The 19,545-nt window shown below is 56.7% G+C and carries 18 protein-coding genes and 1 pseudogene; 14 read left to right on the forward strand and 5 right to left on the reverse strand.

Annotation, left to right across the window (positions count from 1 at the left end; all coding sequences use genetic code 11):
* The first annotated feature begins 241 nt into the window (after positions 1–241).
* The 6 genes from JG725_RS09795 to JG725_RS09820 are packed head-to-tail and all read left to right on the forward strand — an operon-like array spanning position 242 to position 5,650.
* Entirely contained in the window at positions 242–1,234 is a 993-nt protein-coding gene (locus JG725_RS09795; protein WP_172290523.1) for a BMP family protein, read from the forward strand.
* On the forward strand, positions 1,234–2,754 hold the full coding sequence (locus JG725_RS09800; protein WP_199377804.1) for an ABC transporter ATP-binding protein: 1,521 nt from the start codon (positions 1,234–1,236) through the stop codon (positions 2,752–2,754). The genes JG725_RS09795 and JG725_RS09800 overlap by 1 nt, the downstream gene beginning before the upstream one ends.
* Positions 2,747–3,589 (forward strand): ABC transporter permease, encoded by an 843-nt coding sequence (locus tag JG725_RS09805; RefSeq protein WP_199377806.1) that lies wholly within the window; start codon positions 2,747–2,749, stop codon positions 3,587–3,589. The genes JG725_RS09800 and JG725_RS09805 overlap by 8 nt, the downstream gene beginning before the upstream one ends.
* Positions 3,532–3,771, forward strand: coding sequence for a hypothetical protein (locus tag JG725_RS09810; RefSeq protein ID WP_199377808.1), 240 nt, complete (start codon positions 3,532–3,534; stop codon positions 3,769–3,771). The genes JG725_RS09805 and JG725_RS09810 overlap by 58 nt, the downstream gene beginning before the upstream one ends.
* The gene (locus tag JG725_RS09815; RefSeq protein ID WP_172290526.1) at positions 3,771–4,697 is read left to right on the forward strand and encodes an ABC transporter permease; all 927 of its coding nucleotides are present in this window, start codon (positions 3,771–3,773) and stop codon (positions 4,695–4,697) included. The genes JG725_RS09810 and JG725_RS09815 overlap by 1 nt, the downstream gene beginning before the upstream one ends.
* A gap of 38 nt (positions 4,698–4,735) precedes the next feature.
* Entirely contained in the window at positions 4,736–5,650 is a 915-nt protein-coding gene (locus tag JG725_RS09820) for a polysaccharide deacetylase (RefSeq protein ID WP_199377810.1), read from the forward strand.
* A gap of 48 nt (positions 5,651–5,698) precedes the next feature.
* Here JG725_RS09820 and ggt read toward each other — a convergent pair whose 3' ends face one another.
* Together ggt and JG725_RS09830 are read right to left on the reverse strand one after the other, a co-directional pair.
* Complete coding sequence (ggt, locus tag JG725_RS09825; RefSeq protein WP_199377812.1) at positions 5,699–7,462, reverse strand: gamma-glutamyltransferase; 1,764 nt, start codon at positions 7,460–7,462, stop codon at positions 5,699–5,701.
* 40 nt (positions 7,463–7,502) lie between these two features.
* Positions 7,503–8,708, reverse strand: a complete 1,206-nt coding sequence (locus tag JG725_RS09830; protein ID WP_199377814.1) for a serine hydrolase — start codon at positions 8,706–8,708, stop codon at positions 7,503–7,505.
* Between the two features lie 309 nt (positions 8,709–9,017).
* Here JG725_RS09830 and JG725_RS09835 point away from each other — a divergent pair, with 309 nt between their 5' ends.
* A complete protein-coding gene (locus JG725_RS09835; RefSeq protein ID WP_199377816.1) occupies positions 9,018–9,359 on the forward strand; it encodes a helix-turn-helix transcriptional regulator in 342 nt (113 codons plus the stop codon).
* Complete coding sequence (locus JG725_RS09840; protein ID WP_199377817.1) at positions 9,353–10,669, forward strand: type II toxin-antitoxin system HipA family toxin; 1,317 nt, start codon at positions 9,353–9,355, stop codon at positions 10,667–10,669. The genes JG725_RS09835 and JG725_RS09840 overlap by 7 nt, the downstream gene beginning before the upstream one ends.
* A gap of 100 nt (positions 10,670–10,769) precedes the next feature.
* Here JG725_RS09840 and gorA read toward each other — a convergent pair whose 3' ends face one another.
* The 3 genes from gorA to JG725_RS09855 all read right to left on the reverse strand — a co-directional run bounded on the left by gorA (position 10,770) and on the right by JG725_RS09855 (position 13,338).
* Positions 10,770–12,122, reverse strand: coding sequence for a glutathione-disulfide reductase (gorA, locus tag JG725_RS09845; RefSeq protein ID WP_199377819.1), 1,353 nt, complete (start codon positions 12,120–12,122; stop codon positions 10,770–10,772).
* Between the two features lie 128 nt (positions 12,123–12,250).
* Positions 12,251–13,093, reverse strand: coding sequence for a 23S rRNA (adenine(2030)-N(6))-methyltransferase RlmJ (locus JG725_RS09850; RefSeq protein ID WP_199377821.1), 843 nt, complete (start codon positions 13,091–13,093; stop codon positions 12,251–12,253).
* Between the two features lie 50 nt (positions 13,094–13,143).
* Complete coding sequence (locus tag JG725_RS09855; protein WP_172290532.1) at positions 13,144–13,338, reverse strand: hypothetical protein; 195 nt, start codon at positions 13,336–13,338, stop codon at positions 13,144–13,146.
* A 66-nt stretch (positions 13,339–13,404) separates the two neighbouring features.
* On the opposite strand from JG725_RS09855, the gene prlC reads away from it, so the two are divergent.
* The 6 genes and pseudogenes from prlC to ssuC all read left to right on the forward strand — a co-directional run.
* Positions 13,405–15,447 (forward strand): oligopeptidase A, encoded by a 2,043-nt coding sequence (gene prlC, locus JG725_RS09860; RefSeq protein ID WP_199377823.1) that lies wholly within the window; start codon positions 13,405–13,407, stop codon positions 15,445–15,447.
* Between the two features lie 13 nt (positions 15,448–15,460).
* Entirely contained in the window at positions 15,461–16,207 is a 747-nt protein-coding gene (rsmJ, locus tag JG725_RS09865) for a 16S rRNA (guanine(1516)-N(2))-methyltransferase RsmJ (protein ID WP_199377825.1), read from the forward strand.
* A gap of 499 nt (positions 16,208–16,706) precedes the next feature.
* The gene (locus JG725_RS09870) at positions 16,707–16,964 is read left to right on the forward strand and encodes a YdgH/BhsA/McbA-like domain containing protein (protein ID WP_172290535.1); all 258 of its coding nucleotides are present in this window, start codon (positions 16,707–16,709) and stop codon (positions 16,962–16,964) included.
* A gap of 272 nt (positions 16,965–17,236) precedes the next feature.
* A complete protein-coding gene (locus tag JG725_RS09875) occupies positions 17,237–18,187 on the forward strand; it encodes a sulfonate ABC transporter substrate-binding protein (RefSeq protein ID WP_172290536.1) in 951 nt (316 codons plus the stop codon).
* A gap of 53 nt (positions 18,188–18,240) precedes the next feature.
* Positions 18,241–19,380 carry an FMNH2-dependent alkanesulfonate monooxygenase gene (gene ssuD, locus JG725_RS09880; RefSeq protein WP_172290537.1) on the forward strand — a complete coding sequence of 380 codons (1,140 nt, stop codon included), beginning with the start codon at positions 18,241–18,243 and terminating at the stop codon, positions 19,378–19,380.
* A 4-nt stretch (positions 19,381–19,384) separates the two neighbouring features.
* A pseudogene (gene ssuC, locus JG725_RS09885) lies at positions 19,385–19,537 on the forward strand (aliphatic sulfonate ABC transporter permease SsuC); the annotation flags it as partial.
* Positions 19,538–19,545 lie beyond the last annotated feature (8 nt).

Below are 19,545 nucleotides of genomic sequence, written 5' to 3' on the forward strand. Positions count from 1 at the left end.
GCGGTGGATTCATGAACTTTTTTAGTGCGAAAATTGCTCACCCTGCTCTATTTCAGTACAGCCCCTGCCGACATCCCGCTGGCTTAGCACCGTATTTTCCCCCTATAACCACGGCACAACGCCCGTCCCGACGGCATTTTCATACCCATTTCAGGCGAATAAAAAAGCAGGCATGAAACTTGCTTTATTTAAACTCAAGTTACTTGAAAGCAAGTTAACACTATTGAATCGGAGAATGAAGATGGCCACATTTTATACCCCGCGTCCTTTTACCGCGCTCTCGCGGATAGCCGCTGTCGCCGCTGTCTCAATAACGCTTGCATACGCCAGCGTGGCCAGCGCCCAATCATTGAAGGTGGCCATTGTGATGGCCGGCAACATTACCGATCACTCGTTTAATCAGTCCGGTTACGAGGGCGTGACGCAGGCCGGCAAGGCGCTGGATCTTGAGGTGGCCTACAGCGAAAAAGTGCCCCAGCCCGATCAGGCCCGCGCGCTGTCTGACTATGCCCGTCGCGGCTACGACATTGTGATCGGCCACGGCGGCGAGTTTCAGGACGCGGTCGAGCGGGTCGCCAAACGTAATGCCAACACGCAGTTTCTGATCGTCAACGGCACCAAAAGCGGCGACAACGTCTCCACGCTGGCTTTTGACATGAAAGACATGGGTTATGTGATTGGTTTTATCGGCGGTAAAAGTTCGCAAACCGGGGTCGGCGGTTTTGTCGGGGCGCAGAAAATCAAAGCCTATACCGATCTGAACGACGGTTTCGTCGAGGGTTTTAAGGCCGCGAGACCGGATGGCAAGGTGCTCAGCGCCTGGACCAACGACTGGGACGACCTGGCTAAAGGCAAGGAAGCGGCGCTGAACCTGATTGACCAGCAGGCGGATGCCCTGTTCCCGACCATGGATAACGCGGTGCTTGGCAGCCTACAGGCGATAAGAGAGAAAAATAAACAGGGTTTCGGCATTTACTATGACGCGCTGAAAGACTGGCCGGACAACCTGCTGCAATCCGCGGTGCTGGATATGCGCGGCGCATTACTCACCGTCCTGACCCAGGCCAAAAACGGGCCGCTGGGCGGCAAAGCCTACGTCTACGGCTTCGAAACCCCGACCGCGTTTCGTCTGGGCAGCTACGGGAAAGCGGTATCGGAACAGACCAAAACCGAGGTCGCCGCGTTAATTGAGGAGATCAAACAACGCAACGCCGCCGCGGCAGCGCAACCGTAATGAATTACCTCAGCATCGAAGGCCTGAGTAAACGATTTGGCGAGTTCACCGCGCTGGACACGGTCTCGCTTAACGTCAGCAAAGGCAGCATCCATGCGTTGCTGGGAGAAAACGGCGCGGGCAAAACCACGCTGATGAATATCCTGTACGGCCTGTACCAGCCCGATAGCGGCCGCATCAGTCTGGCGGGCACCCCCCTGAAGGCGTCATCTCCCAGACAGGCGTTGGACAGCGGTCTGGGGATGATCCACCAGCATTTCATGCTGGTGGATAACCTGACGGTGCTGGAAAACGTCATTCTCGGTTTTCCCGGCGGGCTGCGGCTCAGACTGGCGGAGCACCGTCGCAGGCTCATCGAACTGAGCGAGCAGGTCGGCCTGGACATCCACCCCGACCGTCCGATATGGCAATTGCCTATCGGCATGCGCCAGCGGGTGGAGATCCTCAAGGCGCTCTACCGCAATGTTGACGTGCTGATCCTCGACGAACCCAGCAGCGTGCTCGGCCCCGATGAGATAGAAGCCTTTTTGCAGATTCTGAAAAAACTGCGCGGCATGGGAAAAACCATGCTGTTTATCACGCATAAACTGGACGAGGTGTTCCGGGTTTGCGATCGGGTGACGGTGCTGCGCCGGGGCAAGGTCGTCGGACACGCGGAAATTGCCGACACCACGCCACAGACGGTGTCGCGGATGATGGTCGGTCGCGAGTTGGCGAAGCCGCCCGATCTGCCGCCGACGCCGCCGGGCGACGCGGTGCTGGCGGTGCGGTCGCTCAATGCCGACAACGGTCGGGGAATGCGGGCGCTGCATGATATTTCATTCCAGATCCGCGCCGGCGAGGTACTGGGCATCGCCGGGGTTGACGGCAACGGTCAGTCGGAGCTTGCCGAAATCATTACCGGCTTGCGCCGGCCCACCTCCGGCGACGTCAGCATACGGGGGGAATCGATGTTGGGTTATGACGTGGGCGAACGCCGTCGCCGCTTCAAGGTGGGCTATGTTCCCGAAGATCGCCACAGCACCGGCCTGATTCTGGACTTTGCTCTTTGGCAAAACGCCATGCTGCGCGACGCCTGCCGCGCGCCCTTTGCCCGCCACGGATTGATCAACGCCCGCACAGCCCGGGACATCACCCGCGACTGGTGCGAGAAATACGATATCCGTATGCATTCGGTTAACCAACCGGTTCGCTTCCTGTCCGGCGGTAATCAGCAAAAACTGATTTTTGCCCGTGAAGTGGAATGCGACCCGACGCTACTGGTGGTGATGCAGCCCTGTAAAGGGCTGGACGTCGGCGCCATCGAGGCGGTGCAGCGCGTGGTGCGCGAGCAGCGTATGCTGGGTAAGGCGGTGCTCTATATCTCCACCGAACTGGAAGAAATTATGGCAATTTCCGACCATATTGGCGTCATGTGCGCCGGCCGACTCACCGGGATGCTGACGCGGGCCAACGCGACGACAGAACGTATCGGCGAGCTAATGACCAGCGATACCGTCGAGGACGGCGGCCATGAATAATCTGCGGCAGGCGCTCTACCGTTTACGCATGGTGTGGGCGGTGATGGCGGCCTTTGCCGTCGGTTCATTGCTGATCCTGGCGACCCATCACAACCCGATCAACGCCTATGCCGCCCTGTTCCAGGGCGCCTTTTTCGATTACTACGGTCTGGCCGATACGCTGATCAAGATGTGCCCCATGCTGCTTGCCGGCCTGGCGGTGATCGTGCCGATGCGCTGCGGCCTATTGAACGTGGGGGGAGAAGGGCAAATTTATATCGGCGGACTGGCGGCGGCGGCGGTCGCCCTCTATCTGCCGGCGGCGCCCGCCTGGCTGCATCTGCTGCTGTGTCTGCTGGCCGGTATGCTGGGCGGCGGGTTGTGGGGCGCCATCCCCGGCTACCTGCGGGCGACCCGTGGCATCAATGAGGTGATCGTTACGCTGCTGATGAATTACGTCGGCATCAACATCGTCAGCTATTTCGCCGGCGGCCCGATGATGCAGGACGGCGCCCCTTACCCCTACTCCAACGAAATCAGTGAAAGCCTGTGGTTGCCGATTTTCCTGCCGCACACCGACACCCATATCGGCGTGTTCATCGCCGCCGCGCTAAGCATGCTGCTCTTTTGGGTTTTACGCTACACCACCGTGGGTTTTTCCATGGCGGCGGTAGGTAAAAGCCCCACGGCGGCGCGGTGGCCGGGCTGGCGGGAGCGATTGAGGTTGTGGGCGTCAAGTATCGGTTGTACCACCTTTTCAGCCCCGGCTACGGTTACGACGGCATCGTGGTGGCATTTATGTCCAGCCTCAACCCGCTGTTCGCCATGCTGTCCGCCTTTTTCCTGGCCGGGTTAAGCTCCGGGGCGCAGTTCATGCAGCGGGCCATCGGGCTTGACGTCACGGCGATTGAAGCGCTACGCGGCCTGATCGTCATCTTTGTCGCCGCGGGTCTCATCTGGAAACTCAGGCGACAAAAGCCGCCGGCCGCCGCGGATAACCTCGTTCCCTCCCCCCTCTCGTCACGGAGCCACCGGTAATGGATGCAACCTATCTCGCGATTGCCTCGACAGGGCTACGCCTGTCCATTCCGCTGATCTTCGCCGCACTGGGCGGCATCTGGTCGGAACGCGCCGGGGTTTTCAACCTCGCGCTGGAAGGCAGCCTTCTTAGCGGCGCGTTCGGCGCGGCGCTGGGCAGTTTCTACTTTCACAGCGCCTGGGCCGGGCTGGCGGTTGGGCTGTTCGCCGCCGGGTTGACCGGCCTGCTGCTGGCGGTGATGACCGTCTGGCTGTCCATCAACCAGATGGTGGCGGGTATCGCCATCAATATGTTCGCGATCGGCATAACCGCCTTTCTCTCGCGCATCGTTTTCAGCGGACAAGGCGCCTCCGACAGCCTGACCGGCTTTTCTCCCCTCGCCATCCCCGTGCTGTCCTCCATACCGGTCGTCGGCAACCTGCTGTTCAATCAGGATGCGCTGGCGTACCTGATGTACGCGCTGGTGCCGCTGGCGTGGTGGTTATTGTTTCATACGTCCTGGGGGCTGAACCTGCGCGCCACCGGCGAGTATCCGCGGGCGGTTGACAGCGCCGGTCTGTCGGTGTTTGGCATTCGTTTTATCAGCGTGGTCGGGTCGGGGGTGATTGCCGGCCTCGGCGGCTGTTATCTGGTGCTGTCGCAGGTATTTATGTTTACCGAACATATGAGCGCCGGCAAAGGTTTTATCGCGCTGGCGGCGCTGATACTCGGCCGCTGGCACCCGCTCGGCGCGCTGGCGGCCTGTCTGTTGTTCGGTCTGGCGGATGCGTTACAGCTACGGCTACAGTTCAGCCATCCCGACGTGCCTTATCAGCTGTTCGTGGTGCTGCCTTATGTGGCGTCCATCGGCGCGCTGATCGTCTTTGCCGGGAAAATCAGACCGCCGGCGGCGGCCGGGGAACATTATCAGCGCGGCGGTAAATAACGCGCCGTATTTTTCCACCTCACTTATCAGGCAATGGTATGACAACAACACACGGTATGATCAACAACCCCATCCCCTGGCCCGATGGCGCGCGGTGCGCCGTGGCGATCACCTTTGATGTGGATGTAGACAGCTTTCTCCATCTGCAACGCCCAGCGGACAGCTATAAGCGGGTCAGCACCCTTTCAACGCTGCAATACGATCCCAACATCGGCGTGCCCCGCATTCTGCAAACCTATCGCGAACTGGGCCTTAAGCAGACCTTCTTTATACCGGCGTGGTGTATCGAGCGCTATCCGGCCATGGCGGAGGCCATCGTCAGGGAAGGTCATGAGATTGGTCACCACGGTTACATTCACGAGCACGTCAACGAACTCAGCGAACAGGAAGAACGCTTCTGGCTGCGCAAGTCGATTGAGATTATCGAGCGGCATACCGGCAAGCGGCCGCGCGGGTTTCGCGCCCCGCTGTATAACTTTTCCCCGGCCACCACCGATTTGCTGATTGATGAAGGATTTCAGTACGATGCCTCGCTGATGGGCGACGATGTGCCTTACCTGTTGCGCGGTAAAAAAGGCCATCTGGTCGAGCTGCCCACCCACTGGGCAATGGACGACTGGCCGCCTTACGTGCATATGAGCGACATCGACTACGTTATGCCGATTCGCTCGCCGCAGGAAGCGATCGGGGTGTATAAGGCCGAGTTCGACGCCATGTGGGAGTACGGCGGACTGCTGGTGGCGGTGTGGCACCCCTTTGTCACCGGGCGACTGGCCCGCTGGCATGAAACCGTGCGCTTTATCGAATACATGCAGTCACGCGGCGGCGTATGGTTCGCGACCCTTGAGGAAATAGCGGCCCACGTCAATAAAGTCCGCGCCGACGGGCGGGTTCATCTGCATGAAGAACAGATGCCGCCTTATCCGGGGCCGGTCACGTTCGATAAATTTTAACCCGCTATTGAACCGCCCCACAGGAAGCGGTTCGTCCCCTCGCCGACCTCAATATCCTATCGCCGCCCCCGCCGGGCGGCGAATGTCATTGGCGCCGTACAGGTAGCCTTCACGCACTTTGCCGGATACCGCCGAGTCGTTGCCGGAATTGGCGGGAGTCACCCCCGGCGCGCCGGGCAACCCGACCATGATCAGCTCCGCCGCGCCCCAGGGCGTTTGTTCAACCATTTTGTAGCCGCGCTGTTTCAGCAAAGCCAGCGTATCGGCAGACAGACCGCGTTGTTCGTAATACACCTCATCCGGCAGCCACTGATGATGAATACGCGGCGCATCCACAGCTTCCTGCGGCGCCATGCCGTGGTCGATCACATTGAGCGCCGTTTGCAAGGTAATGGTGATAATGCGCGAGCCGCCCGGCGATCCCAGCACCATGAACACTTTCCCCTCTTTGGTGACCAGCGACGGGCTCATGGATGAGAGCGGGCGCTTGCCGGGGGCAATGGCATTACGCTCCCCCTGCACCAGTCCATACAGGTTTTTCTCCCCGACCTTAATGGTGAAATCATCCATTTCATCGTTAAGGAAGAAGCCGGTGCCCGGCGCAATCACCACCGCGCCGAAACGGCCATTGACCGTATAGGTGGTGGAAACCGCGTTGCCCTGATTATCGACAATCGAATAGTGGGTGGTTTCCGGTTTTTCATGCGGCCCGATGCCCGGCTGAACCCGCAGCGACGGCGTGGCGTTTTCCGGTTCTATTTGCTTGCGGATCTCGGCGGCATAGCTTTTGCTCAGCAGGCGGTCGATCGGGTTGCGGACAAACTCGGGATCGCCAAGATAGGTATTGCGATCCATATAGGCATGACGCATTGCCTCGGTGAGCACATGCACGGAAGCCGCAGAATTAAAGCCCATCGATGCGATGTCGTACCCTTCCACGATATTGAGAATTTCACACATCGTTACCCCGCCAGAGCTGGGCGGCGGCGAGGAAATGAATTTATAGCCGCGGTAATCACAGGTAACCGGCACGGTTTCGGTGATGCGGTAATTGGCGAAATCAGCGGCCGTCAGAACACCGCCCCCCTGCTTCGCCGCCTGCTCCACCAACTGGGGAATGCTTCCCTTGTAGAACGCGTCCGGGCCGTTATCCGCGATCGCCTGCAAGGTATTCGCCAGATCGCGCTGCACCAGCTTATCGCCGGGCTGCAACGGGCTGCCGTCAGGACGCAGGAAAATCCGCGCGGATTCAGGATCGTCTTTGAAACGCTTGACCGTGGTGTCCAGAATATCGGTATCCGCCCGCGTCAGCTCGAAACCATAACGCGCCAGCTTGATCGCCGGCGCCATCACCTGTTCGCGGCTCAGCTTGCCGTACTTTTGCAGCGCCGTATCCAGCCCCAGCACCGTGCCCGGTACGCCGGCGGCCAGATAACCATACAGGCTGGCCCCTTTCTTCACGTTGCCTTGCGCATCAAGATACATATCCGCGCTGGCCGCCGCCGGCGCGGTTTCACGGAAATTGATAAACGTGTCTTTGCCGTTTGCCAGATGAATGGTCATAAACCCGCCGCCGCCAATATTGCCGCAGCAGGGATTAACCACCGCCTGCGCATAGCCCACGGCGACAGCGGCATCGATGGCGTTGCCCCCCAGCTTCATGATATCCACCCCGACCTGAGAAGCCAGATGCTGCGAACTGACCACCATGCCGTTTTTCGCTTCTACCGCCGGCGCCGAGGCGGCCCGTACCGCTCCGCCGACCAATAGCGCCGCCACGCCCAGTGACACAAGCCATTTTGCCGATACCATCACGACTCCTTTTACCCTGTTGATTGTTGAGCGCCCGCCCTCAGTCTCGTCGACATTCGCCGCGATAATCCATCGCTTTCCCTATACGCTGAATAAGCGAATGGCCGAGGTTATTGTTCCAGTTAAAGCTGTTTTGCAGCACCACGACCGCAATCTTGTGCTGGCGATCCAAGCCGATATAACTGGAGTACCCGCCAATATAGCCTACCTGATAAGTAATACGTTGCCGGCCGATCTCATCGGTAATCCAGGCAATATTTGCCGCCTCTTTGGTGCGATTGTAGTAAGTTTTCAGCGAGTCGCTGATGGCTTCATCCAGCGCGGCGTCGCCTGTCGGGTAGAGATGCGCGTGCGCAAATTTCAGCAAATCATTCGCGCTGGTGTAGAGGCTGGCCGCCCCCATCATGTTGGAAGAGAAATGCCAGTCGGGTATCGGCGTGCCGCGTAAAATAAATTTTGGCTGATCGCCCGCATGACCGATGGCGCGATAGGGGAATTGTTTTAATTTTCCGGGTGTGAAGCTGGTATTTTTCAGTCCGAGCGGCTGGATAATATGATTATTGACTAACTGATCGATCGGCGCGCCGGTTTTCAGCCGCAGGATATAATTCAGGATGGCGTAGCCGAGGTTGGAATAGATCGGCACGGGATGAGCCGGCGCATTAAAATTAGCCAGGTAGTTCAGAACATTGTCATCATCCAGCGTGGCGTAAAAGTTGTTTCCGGTGAACAGATATTCGGCGAACAATCTCAGCATCCGCACATCCATCATCTGTCGTGGTAAACCGGAGGTATGCGTCGCCAGTTGCAGCAGGGTGATCTTTTTTGCCCGCTCGCTTAAACGAATATTTCGGGGCATCAGCCGCTCAAGCGTATCATCCCATTTCAATACGCCCTGTTTTACCAGGATCGCCGTGGTTTCCGCCGTAAAACCCTTGCTCACCGAACCCACCGCAAAAAGGGTATCGCCGGTGATCAGGTAGCGATGATAAGCGTCTGTTACGCCATAGCCCCAACTGCGCATTTGCCCGTCGGCCGTCAGCACGCCGACCACCAAACCCGGCGTGATATTTTGTTTGAGTAATGGAATAGCGAGACGCTCGACTTCTTCTTGCAAATCATAACGGCAGGCCAATCCACTGCCGTCAAAATTCGACTCGTCCGTCGACATATTCGACAATGTGCCACAGCCGGAAAGCGTCAATACAAAGGCGGTACAGAACGCCAATTTAAGGGCTGCGAGCATAGTTGTCTTTTCTGAGCGCTAACATGGTTGCTTGAGATTAAACGATTTTACAGAGGATGATAATCAGATAGCTACGTTTTGTTCACCCTCCGGCTGCGTAAAACGCCGCCTGCCGCAAAGCCGTCGCATTACCGGGATGCTGATTTAGCACTTTATAAAGATCCCAAAATGGCGCTTTATAAAGAATTTTAGGGCTTAATATCCAATATTATGAACTTTATAGATAAACAAAAATACCAAAATCATAATGTGCTATTATTTTAACCTAAAGCCATATTTCTGCTATTTATGTCCTAAAAAAGGAACATTATGAGCATTGCTAATAAATCGCCGGCGGCGATTGCCGAAGAACTGGGGGAGCGCTTAAAACAGGCCCGGTTAAACAGTAACTTAACACAGTCAGACGTTGCGGAGCTGGCCGGTTTATCAAGAAAAGCGGTACTCAACGCTGAAAAGGGGAAAGTCCAACTGGAAGCGTTGGTGGCTATCATGGTTGCGCTTAATCTGGCGGAACCGTTAGATAAATTTCTGCCCGCTCAGGATATTTCCCCGATCCAACTCGCCAGGCTGCAAGGCAAGCAGCGACAAAGGGCGTCAGGTCAGAAAAAATCGAAAGATAACCAAAGTCGCGGGGACGTACTTGAATGGTAATGGAAGTTATCAACGTCAATTACAGAAATAGTGAAGTGGGCGCCGTCAGTTTTAATACGGAAACCGGTATCGGCGCATTTGAATATACCGCTTCATTTATCAGGCAAGGCGTTGAACTCGCCCCGCTTAAAATGCCGTTGGACAAACGAATATACTCTTTCCCCGAGCTTGATTTTGAAACATTCAAGGGATTACCGGGATTAATTGCGGATTCCCTGCCGGATGACTTCGGCAATGCCGTACTCAACGCCTGGGTGGCAAGCAAAGGTAAACAACCGCGCGACATTACGCCCCTGCAACGCTTGCAGTATACCGGTAAGCGAGGAATGGGCGCGCTCGAATACGCGCCTGCCACCAGGCTGAAAAATCTGAATGCCTCACAGCAGGTTGAAATTGCATCATTGGTCAGTATTGCCCAGGAGATTCTGGATAGCCGGGCAGACTTTTCAGTTGCGTTAAATAAAGCCGGTCAGGAAGATCGCGAAGCCATGATGACGCTGTTATCGGTGGGTATGAGCGCAGGCGGCGCACGCCCCAAAGCGGTTCTGGCATTTAATGATGATTTTACCCAGGTTCGTTCCGGTCAGACCGACGTTCCCAAAGGGTTTACTCATTGCCTGATGAAATTCGATGGCGTAAGCGAACACAATAAAAACCAGGAAACGTTCGGCGACCCGCTCGGTTATGGCGCCATGGAATACGTTTACCACCTGATGGCCAAAGCCTGCGGTATAGACATGATGCCTTGCAAACTGCTGAATGAAGGCCATCGCCGCCACTTCATCACCCAGCGATTCGACCGGATCGGCAATCAGAAAATTCATGTGCAAACCCTCAATGGGCTGGCTCATGTGAATTATAAAAAACCGGGTTCCTTTTCCTATGCGGAACTATTCGGGGTAGCCAGGCAGCTCCGCCTGCCAGCCGCCGCAGCCGAACAATTGTTTAAGCGTATGATATTTAATATCGTCGCCAGAAATCATGACGATCACGCTAAAAACTTTGCGTTTATTTTGAATGACGACGCCTGGGCTCTGGCGCCGGCCTATGATATCGCCTACAGCTACAAGCCACACAGCAAGTGGGTCAATAGTCATTGGATGAGCCTCAACGGCAAACGCGACGACTTTACCCGCCATGACCTCTATTCCCTCGCCGGGCTCAGCCCGCTCTTTACGCCGGGAAAGATCAATAACATGCTTGACGAAACCATCAGCCACGTCGCGCAATGGCGAAAACTGGCTACAGAACAGAGTGTGCCAGAGACGTTGATAGCGGAAATTGAGGCCAACCTCAGGCTGTCGCTATAAACGACAGCGATAAACATAGTCTGGCGGGAAGCGTTAAAATCCCCCTCACAAGCAGTTTCCCAAACGCGATTTCATTGGGAAACCGCTTGAGCGCAGAGCGTCAACGCATGGTCACAAACTCTTCCGACGCCGTCGGGTGAATGGCGACGGTATTGTCGAAATCCTGTTTTGTGGCGCCCATTTTTAACGCCACCGCAAAGCCTTGCAGCATTTCGTCCATCCCGACGCCAATCCCGTGGATACCGACGATTTTCTCTTCCTGGCCCACACATACCAGCTTCATGCGGCACGGCTGACGATGCTGCGTCACCGCGGTATACATGGCGGTGAAAGAAGAGGTGTAGACCTTCACCCGATCGTCGCCATACTGTTCACGCGCCTGTGGCTCGGTGAGGCCAACGGTGCCGATCGGCGGATGGCTGAACACCACGGTCGGAATATTGCTGTAGTCCAGATGTTCGTCCGGTTTGTCGTTAAACAAACGTTCGGACAAACGGCGGCCGGCGGCCACGGCGACCGGCGTCAGCTCTACCGCGCCGGTGTTGTCGCCCACCGCGTAAATGCCCGCTACGTTGGTATTCTGGAATTTATCGACGTTGATGTAGCCTTTGTCGTTTAACGCCACGCCCGTTACGTCCAGGTTCAGATTATCCGTCGCCGGCTGGCGGCCAATGGCCCAGATCAGGCAGTCGACGGTGTGTTGTTTACCGTTTTCCAACTGTAGCGTCAGGCTGCCGTCGGCGTTTTTTACCACCGCATTGGGAATGGATTCGGTATGCAGCGTCGGCCCTTCGCTGTTCATCACTTCAACCAGCGTGTCGACAATCAACGGATCGAAGCTGCGCAATGGCGATTGCTTACGCACAAACAGGTGCGTTTCCGACCCCAGCGCGTTCACCACGCCGGCAATTTCCACCGCGATATAACCGGCCCCGACGATAGCGGTACGTTTCGGCAACGCATCCAGCGCAAAAAAGCCGTCGGAATCGATACCGTATTCGGCGCCGGGAACATCGGGACGCGTCGGACGCCCCCCCGTCGCGATTAAAATATGGTCGGCGGTGATCCTCTCACCGTTCACTTCCACGGTATGCGCATCAACAAAGCGGGCAAAACCCCGAATGACATCCACGCTGTTTTTACCCAGCACGTTATTGTAGGACTGATGAATACGCTCAATGTAGGCGCCGCGGTTTTTAACCAGCGTACGCCAGTCAAACCGGTTGACCGTGGTATCAAAGCCGTAATCCGGCCCGTACTGATAGATTGCCTCGGCGATCTGCGCCGCATGCCACATCACTTTTTTCGGCACGCAACCGACGTTGACACAAGTACCGCCCAGATATTTTGCTTCAATCAACGCACATTTTTGCCCGTACATCGCCGCGCGGTTGATGGAAGCGATCCCGCCGCTGCCGCCGCCAATAGCCAGGTAGTCATAGTGTTTGGTCATCAGAGTATCCATGCTTGGGTAAGTAAAATTCGCCTAGAGTGTAACGCCGCCGTCCCGCCTGCCGCAAAGGTTGTGCCTATGGTTTCGATAGGGAAAACAACGCGCCTGACCGCCGCCGGATGAGCCGCTTACTCCGGTACAATCTGCTCGACGCGCACATGTCCGGTTCCCGCCGGAACCAGCACGTTATGCAGCCAGGGCAGAACGCTTTCCATTTGCGCTTTCAATTTCCACGGCGGATTGATCACCAGCATGCCGGAGGCGGTCATACCGTGCCGATCGCTATCCGGCAACACCGCCAGCTCAATTTGCAGGATGTTGCGGATGCCGGTGGCTTCCAGATCTTTCAATAAGCGCTTGATTTGCTGACGCAGCACCACCGGATACCACAGCGTAAACACCCCGGTGGCGAAACGCCGGTGGCCTTCGTGAATGCCTTTCACCACCGCCTGATAATCCGTTTTCAATTCATAGGGCGGATCGATCAGCACAAAACCGCGCCGCGACAGCGGCGGCAACTGCGATTTCAACTGCTGGTAGCCGTCATCGCGCAAAACTTTGGCACGGGCATCTTTCTGAAACTCATTACGCAACAGCGGAAAATCGCTGGGATGAAGCTCCGTCAGGTGAATTTTGTCCTGCTCGCGCAACAGCTGGCGGGCGATCAGCGGCGAACCCGGATAATAACGCAGTCGATCATTATGATTATAGGTGCGAACCGCCTGCATGTATGGTTCAAGTTCAACGGGAATATCGTCGCGCTGCCAGATTTTGGCAATGCCGTCCAGATACTCTCCGGTGCGTTCCGCATGTTCGCCGCTCAACTGATAGCGTCCGGCCCCCGCATGGGTGTCCAGATACAGGAAAGGTTTCTCTTTTTCTTTCAGCGCGGTAATGATCAGGCTCTGAACTGTGTGTTTCACCACATCGGCATGATTGCCGGCGTGGAAGCTATGGCGGTAACTTAGCATAGTGGTTCTTGCTTTCCGATGGCTTGATATTTTCAGGTTAAATCAATCAATTACCTTGATTCAGCCTGTATGTTTCCCTGCTGAACAGTTGCTGCGGCGTTGAAAATAACGGCAATCGCAGAAAGCAGGCAAAAGGATGATGTCTCCGCAGTATAAACCGTCTGACACAGAAAATGACTACACAATGCCACAGCAATATTTTTCGTCGGCGAGGGAGGGATGCCGCCGCGGTTGATTTTCATCATCCTTGCCCTCATCTTAGTGATTAATCCGCTGAAATTTACCTCGGCTTTCATAATCAGGACTGCGCTATGACGAATCCATTACTGACCCCATTCATCCTGCCTCCTTTCTCTAAAATCAAAACAGAAGACATTGTCCCGGCGGTAAAATCCGCGCTGGACGATTGTCGTCAGGCCGTAGAGCGCGTTGTCGCACAGTCCGGCCCGTTTACCTGGGATAATCTTTGTCAGCCGCTGGCCGACAGCAGCGATCGCCTCAGTCGCATCTTTTCGCCGATTAGCCATCTGAATTCGGTAAAAAACAGCCCGGAACTGCGCAGCGCCTACGAACAATGTCTGCCGCTGCTTTCCGAGTACAGCACCTGGGTCGGCCAGCACGCCGGACTGTATCAGGCCTATCGCAGCCTGCGCGACGGCGAGCATTACGCCGCCCTGAGCGTGGCGCGGAAGAAAGCCGTCGACAACGCGCTGCGCGACTTTGAATTGTCCGGCATCGGTCTGCCGCCGGAAAAACAAAAGCGTTATGGCGAAATCGCCGCCCGTCTGTCCGAGTTAGGCTCGCAGTACAGCAATAACGTACTCGACGCCACCATGGGCTGGAGCAAGCTTATCACCGACGTCGCCGAACTGGACGGCCTGCCGGAAAGCGCGCTGGCCGCCGCCAAAGCGCTGGCTGAAGCCAAAGAGCAGGATGGCTGGCTGCTGACGCTGGATATCCCCAGCTATCTGCCGGTGATGACCTACTGCGCCAATCAGGCGCTGCGTGAAGAAATGTACCGCGCCTATGCGACCCGCGCCTCCGATCAGGGGCCGAATGCCGGCAAATGGGATAACAGCGAGGTGATGGCGGAAGAGCTGGCGCTGCGCCATGAACTGGCGCAATTGCTGGGGTTCGACAGCTACGCGCATAAATCGCTGGCGACCAAAATGGCGGAAAATCCACAGCAGGTGATCGACTTTCTGACCGATCTGGCCAAACGGGCGCGCCCTCAGGCCGAAGAAGAGTTGGCCCAGCTGCGCGCTTTCGCCAAACAGCATTACGCTGTCGATGATTTACAGCCGTGGGATATCACCTACTACAGCGAGCAGCAAAAACAACATCTCTACGCCATCAGCGACGAACAGCTACGTCCCTACTTCCCGGAACAGCGCGTGGTTGAAGGGCTGTTTGAAGTGGTGAAACGCATCTACGGCATTCGCGCCAAAGAGCGGAAAGACGTGGACGTATGGCACCCCGATGTGCGGTTCTTCGATCTGTTTGATGAAGACGGCGAACTGCGCGGCAGCTTCTATCTCGATCTCTACGCCCGCGAACATAAGCGCGGCGGCGCCTGGATGGATGATTGCTCAGGCCGCCTGCGCAAAGGCGATGGCGAGTTGCAAAAACCGGTCGCCTATCTGACCTGTAACTTCAACCGCCCGGTTAACGGCAAACCGGCGCTGTTCACCCATGATGAAGTCACCACGCTGTTCCATGAGTTCGGTCATGGCCTGCACCATATGCTGACCCGCATCGATACCGCCGGCGTCGCGGGCATCAGCGGCGTGCCGTGGGATGCGGTCGAACTGCCGAGCCAGTTTATGGAAAACTGGTGCTGGGAACCGGAAGCGCTGGCCTTTATCTCCGGCCATTATGAAACCGGGGAACCGCTGCCGCAGACGCTGCTGGATAAAATGCTGGCGGCGAAGAACTATCAGGCGGCGCTGTTTATTCTGCGCCAGTTGGAGTTCGGCCTGTTTGATTTCCGCCTGCATGCCGAGTTTGATCCCGCCCGGGGCGCGCAGATCCTGCCGACGTTGGCCGAAATCAAGGCGCTGGTGGCCGTGGTGCCAAGCCCGAGCTGGGGTCGTTTCCCGCACGCTTTCAGCCACATCTTCGCCGGAGGCTACGCCGCCGGTTATTACAGCTATCTGTGGGCCGACGTGCTGGCGGCCGATGCCTACTCCCGCTTTGAGGAAGAGGGGATTTTCAACCGCGCCACCGGTCAATCGTTCCTGGATAACATTCTGTCGCGCGGCGGTTCCGAAGAGCCAATGGAACTGTTCAAACGCTTCCGCGGCCGGGAACCCAAACTGGATGCGATGCTGGCGCATTACGGCATTAAAGGATGAGCGGCAACATCGTATGAGTATCTGCCTGATCGCAGAACAAGGCGCCGATAGCGGCGCCTTATCGTTGCTGGCCGAACGCTGGGGATTGGTTTGCGATCCCGCCGCCGCGCTGGCGCTGGTGCTGACGCCGCAGCGGCTTGAGTTGCGCAAGCGGGATGAACCCCGGCTGGGGGCGATCTATGTCGATTTTGCCGCCGGCCCGCTGGCGCACCGTCGTCGTTTCGGCGGCGGTCGCGGCGAGGCCGTCGCCAAAGCGGTGGGCATCAAAAAGGATTACCTGCCCGACGTGGTGGACGCCACCGCCGGACTGGGCCGCGATGCCTTTGTTCTGGCGTCGCTGGGATGCCGGGTTCGCATGGTGGAACGCCATCCGGTGGTGGCGGCGCTGCTGGACGATGGTCTGCAACGCGGCTATCGGGATGCGGAAATCGGCCCGTGGCTGCGCGAGCGGCTCACGCTGCTGCACGCCTCCAGCCTGAATGCGCTGCGCGATATCACGCCGGCGCCCGATGTGGTGTACCTCGACCCGATGTTTCCCCATCGGCAAAAGCGTGCGCTGGTGAAAAAAGAGATGCGGGTATTTCAATCGCTGGTTGGCGCCGATGATGACGCCGACGCCTTGCTGACGCCGGCGCGGGCGCTGGCAAAGAAACGCGTGGTGGTGAAACGGCCCGATTATGCGCCGCCGCTGGCCGGCGTTGCGGCGCAATCGATGCTTGAAACCAAAAGCCACCGCTTTGATTTCTATCTGCCGCTGTAATAGGACGTTTGTACGAGTGCCGGCAATGAGGCTTCCGCCGGCTGCACCGGCTAAGCGCGTTGCCATTAATGCCCCTCCCTGCCATGCTGACTGCGACATAATTTAGGGCGTCTAATGCCGCACGACTCAATTGTCAGCCCAATGAATGAAGATCCATAAGGATTAATATCATAAATCAACCACCTTCCACTGAATTACCAGATATTAATCTGGTAATTCAGAAAAATTCCAGCAATAAATATCGATTAAAAAAACTAAAGCAAATCATCACGCCATTTATTCAAAATTAGTCAATACATTGTAAATTAAATTCAGAGTTTTGTATAACTAGTTGTTTTTAAAACATAAAAACACAACACCCATCAATATAGTCATTCAAATAAATAGAATAAGATCCTCAATAACATCCGTTTTCTAATTCATTAGCATCGGCGTAACATTCTTCATATCGAAAGGGAAACAACCTTTCATCTCGTCAACCAGAACAGGATAAGACATTATGAAAAACGTAAAAACCATCGCCGCTGCCGTTGTACTCGCCACCGTTTCTTTTGGTGCTTCCGCTGCTGATTATGTCTCCGCACAGCAAGCACAACAGTTGGAAAAAATCGGTGTGGTCTCCGCCACGGCACACGACCTCAGCTCACTGAAAGCCCAGTTGGCGGAGAAAGCGGACAAAGCCGGCGCCAAAGCTTATTCGATCACCTCGGCAACCGGTGATAACCAACTGCGCGGTACGGCGGTAATCTATAATTAATCTCTCTTTCATCATTATTACCCTCTTCCGGTTTGTCTCCTCATCAGGACAAACCGGCTTTTTTATGTCTCCCCCGGCAATTGATGGCACTTCACCTTTTTAACTATAAAAACCACAAATTGAGATTTAAAAATCGCTCGCCCTCCCTGTTATGTTTATCTCTCTAATGTTGCACATTATCACTTTATTTTAACTTTTGGTTATAAGGAGTCTCTGTGCGTACGCTGTTTATGAGCAAGGATCCAACCACCAGAAGCCCAGGCCGACACCACATGTTTCTACACCGTTGGCGAGCGGCAGTGGCTATCGTTATCGGACTGTTTAGCGTTGTCGCCCATGCGCAGGAGTCCCTACCGGAGCAGTTCCGCATCGGCTATCAAAAAGGTTCGGTCAGTCTGGTGCTTGCCAAATCCCATCAATTGCTGGAAAAACGCTTTCCTCAGACCAAAATCAGCTGGATTGAATTTCCGGCCGGCCCACAAATGCTGGAAGCGCTTAACGTCGGCAGTATCGATCTGGGCAGTACCGGCGATATTCCGCCGATTTTCGCCCAGGCCGCCGGGGCCGACTTATTGTACGTCGGCGTTGAACCGCCAAAGCCCAAAGCCGAAGTGATTCTGGTTGCCGAAGATAGCCCGATCAACACCGTCGCCGATCTGAAAGGCCGTAAAGTCGCGTTCCAGAAAGGTTCCAGCTCGCACAATCTGCTGCTGAGATCGCTGCAACAGGCGGGTTTGGCATTCAGCGATATCAAACCGACTTATCTTACGCCGGCAGACGCGCGCGCCGCCTTTCAACAAGGCAATGTAGACGCCTGGACTATCTGGGATCCGTATTACTCTGCCGTCTTATTGCAAGGGGGCGTCAGAGTGCTGGCGGACGGCACCGGCCTTAATCAAACCGGTTCTTTCTACCTGGCCGCCCGCCCGTATACCGAAGCGCACGGCGCGTTTATCGCTCAGGTACTGGAGGTGTTGACTCAGGCCGATGCGCTGACGCAAAGCGATCGGGCGCAAAGCATCACGCTACTGGCGAACGCGGTCGGTCTGCCGGAAAACGTGATCGCCACCGCCCTTGACCATCGTCCGCCAACCACCATCAAACCGCTGGAACAGCCCACGATCCAGGCGCAGCAATATACCGCCGACCTGTTTTATGAAAATCGGCTGCTGCCGGTAAAAGTTGATGTATCCCAACGCGTCTGGCGTCCCCGGCTCCAATAACCCGCCATCGCCCGGGAAAATCTTCCCGGTTCACGCATTCAGGAGATAACGCAATGAGTCTTAACGTATTCTGGTTTTTACCCACCCACGGCGACGGCCGCTATCTTGGCAGCGCGGAAGGCGCGCGCCATGTGGATTACGCCTATCTGCAACAGGTGGCGCAGGCCGCGGAACGGCAGGGATTTGGCGGCGTATTGCTGCCTACCGGCCGTTCCTGCGAAGATTCCTGGCTGGTGGCGGCCTCGCTGATCCCGGTGACCCAGCGGCTGAAATTTCTGGTCGCGCTGCGTCCCGGCGTTATTTCGCCGACCATTGCCGCCCGTCAGGCCGCCACGCTGGATCGGCTGTCAAATGGTCGGGCGCTTTTCAACCTGGTCACCGGCGGCGATCCTGAAGAGCTGGCCGCTGAAGGGCTGTTTCTGAACCATGACGAGCGTTATGAGGCCTCCGCCGAATTTACCCACATCTGGCGCAGGTTACTGGAAGGGGAGACGGTCGACTTCGCCGGCAAACATCTTCAGGTCAAAGGGGCAAAGCTGCTATTCCCGCCGGTACAGCAGCCGCGGCCGCCGCTTTATTTCGGCGGATCGTCAGCGGCGGCGCAGGATCTGGCGGCCGATCAGGTCGATCTTTATCTGACCTGGGGCGAACCGCCCGCTCAGGTGAAAGAAAAACTGGACGAGGTGCGGGCCAAAGCCCAGGCCAAAGGCCGTCAGGTACGATTCGGCATCCGTCTGCATGTGATTGTCCGGGAAACCACGCAAGAAGCCTGGCAGGCCGCCGATCGGCTGATCGCCCATCTGGACGATGACACCATCGCCAACGCGCAGGCCGCCCTGGCCCGCTTTGATTCCGTCGGACAACAGCGGATGGCCGCGCTGCACGGCGGCAAAAAAGACCGTCTGGAAATCAGCCCCAACCTGTGGGCCGGAGTCGGGCTGGTGCGCGGCGGAGCCGGTACGGCGCTGGTCGGCGACGGCCCGACGGTCGCGGCGCGTATTCAGGAATATGCCGATCTTGGCATCGATACCTTTATCCTGTCCGGTTATCCGCATCTGGAAGAGGCTTATCGGGTCGGAGAGCTGCTGTTTCCGCATCTCGATCTGGCGCACCCCACGCCGTTACGGGCGGTGGAAGCGTCCGGCGAAGCCGTCGCCAATCGTTATATTCCACAGAAAGTGTCGCAAAGCTGAGGGGACAGGCGATGGCTATCTGGCCATGAACGCCCGTGAATTTCTGCAAACGAATGTGGTGGCGGCGGCTATCGTCCTTTATGCCCTGCTCGGAAAACTGGCCGACATCAGCACGCAATGGCTGGAACGCCTGTGGCTACGCTGGAACCCGGCTTATCAGACATC

Source organism: Brenneria sp. L3-3C-1 (assembly GCF_016456245.1).
Classification (GTDB): domain Bacteria; phylum Pseudomonadota; class Gammaproteobacteria; order Enterobacterales; family Enterobacteriaceae; genus Brenneria.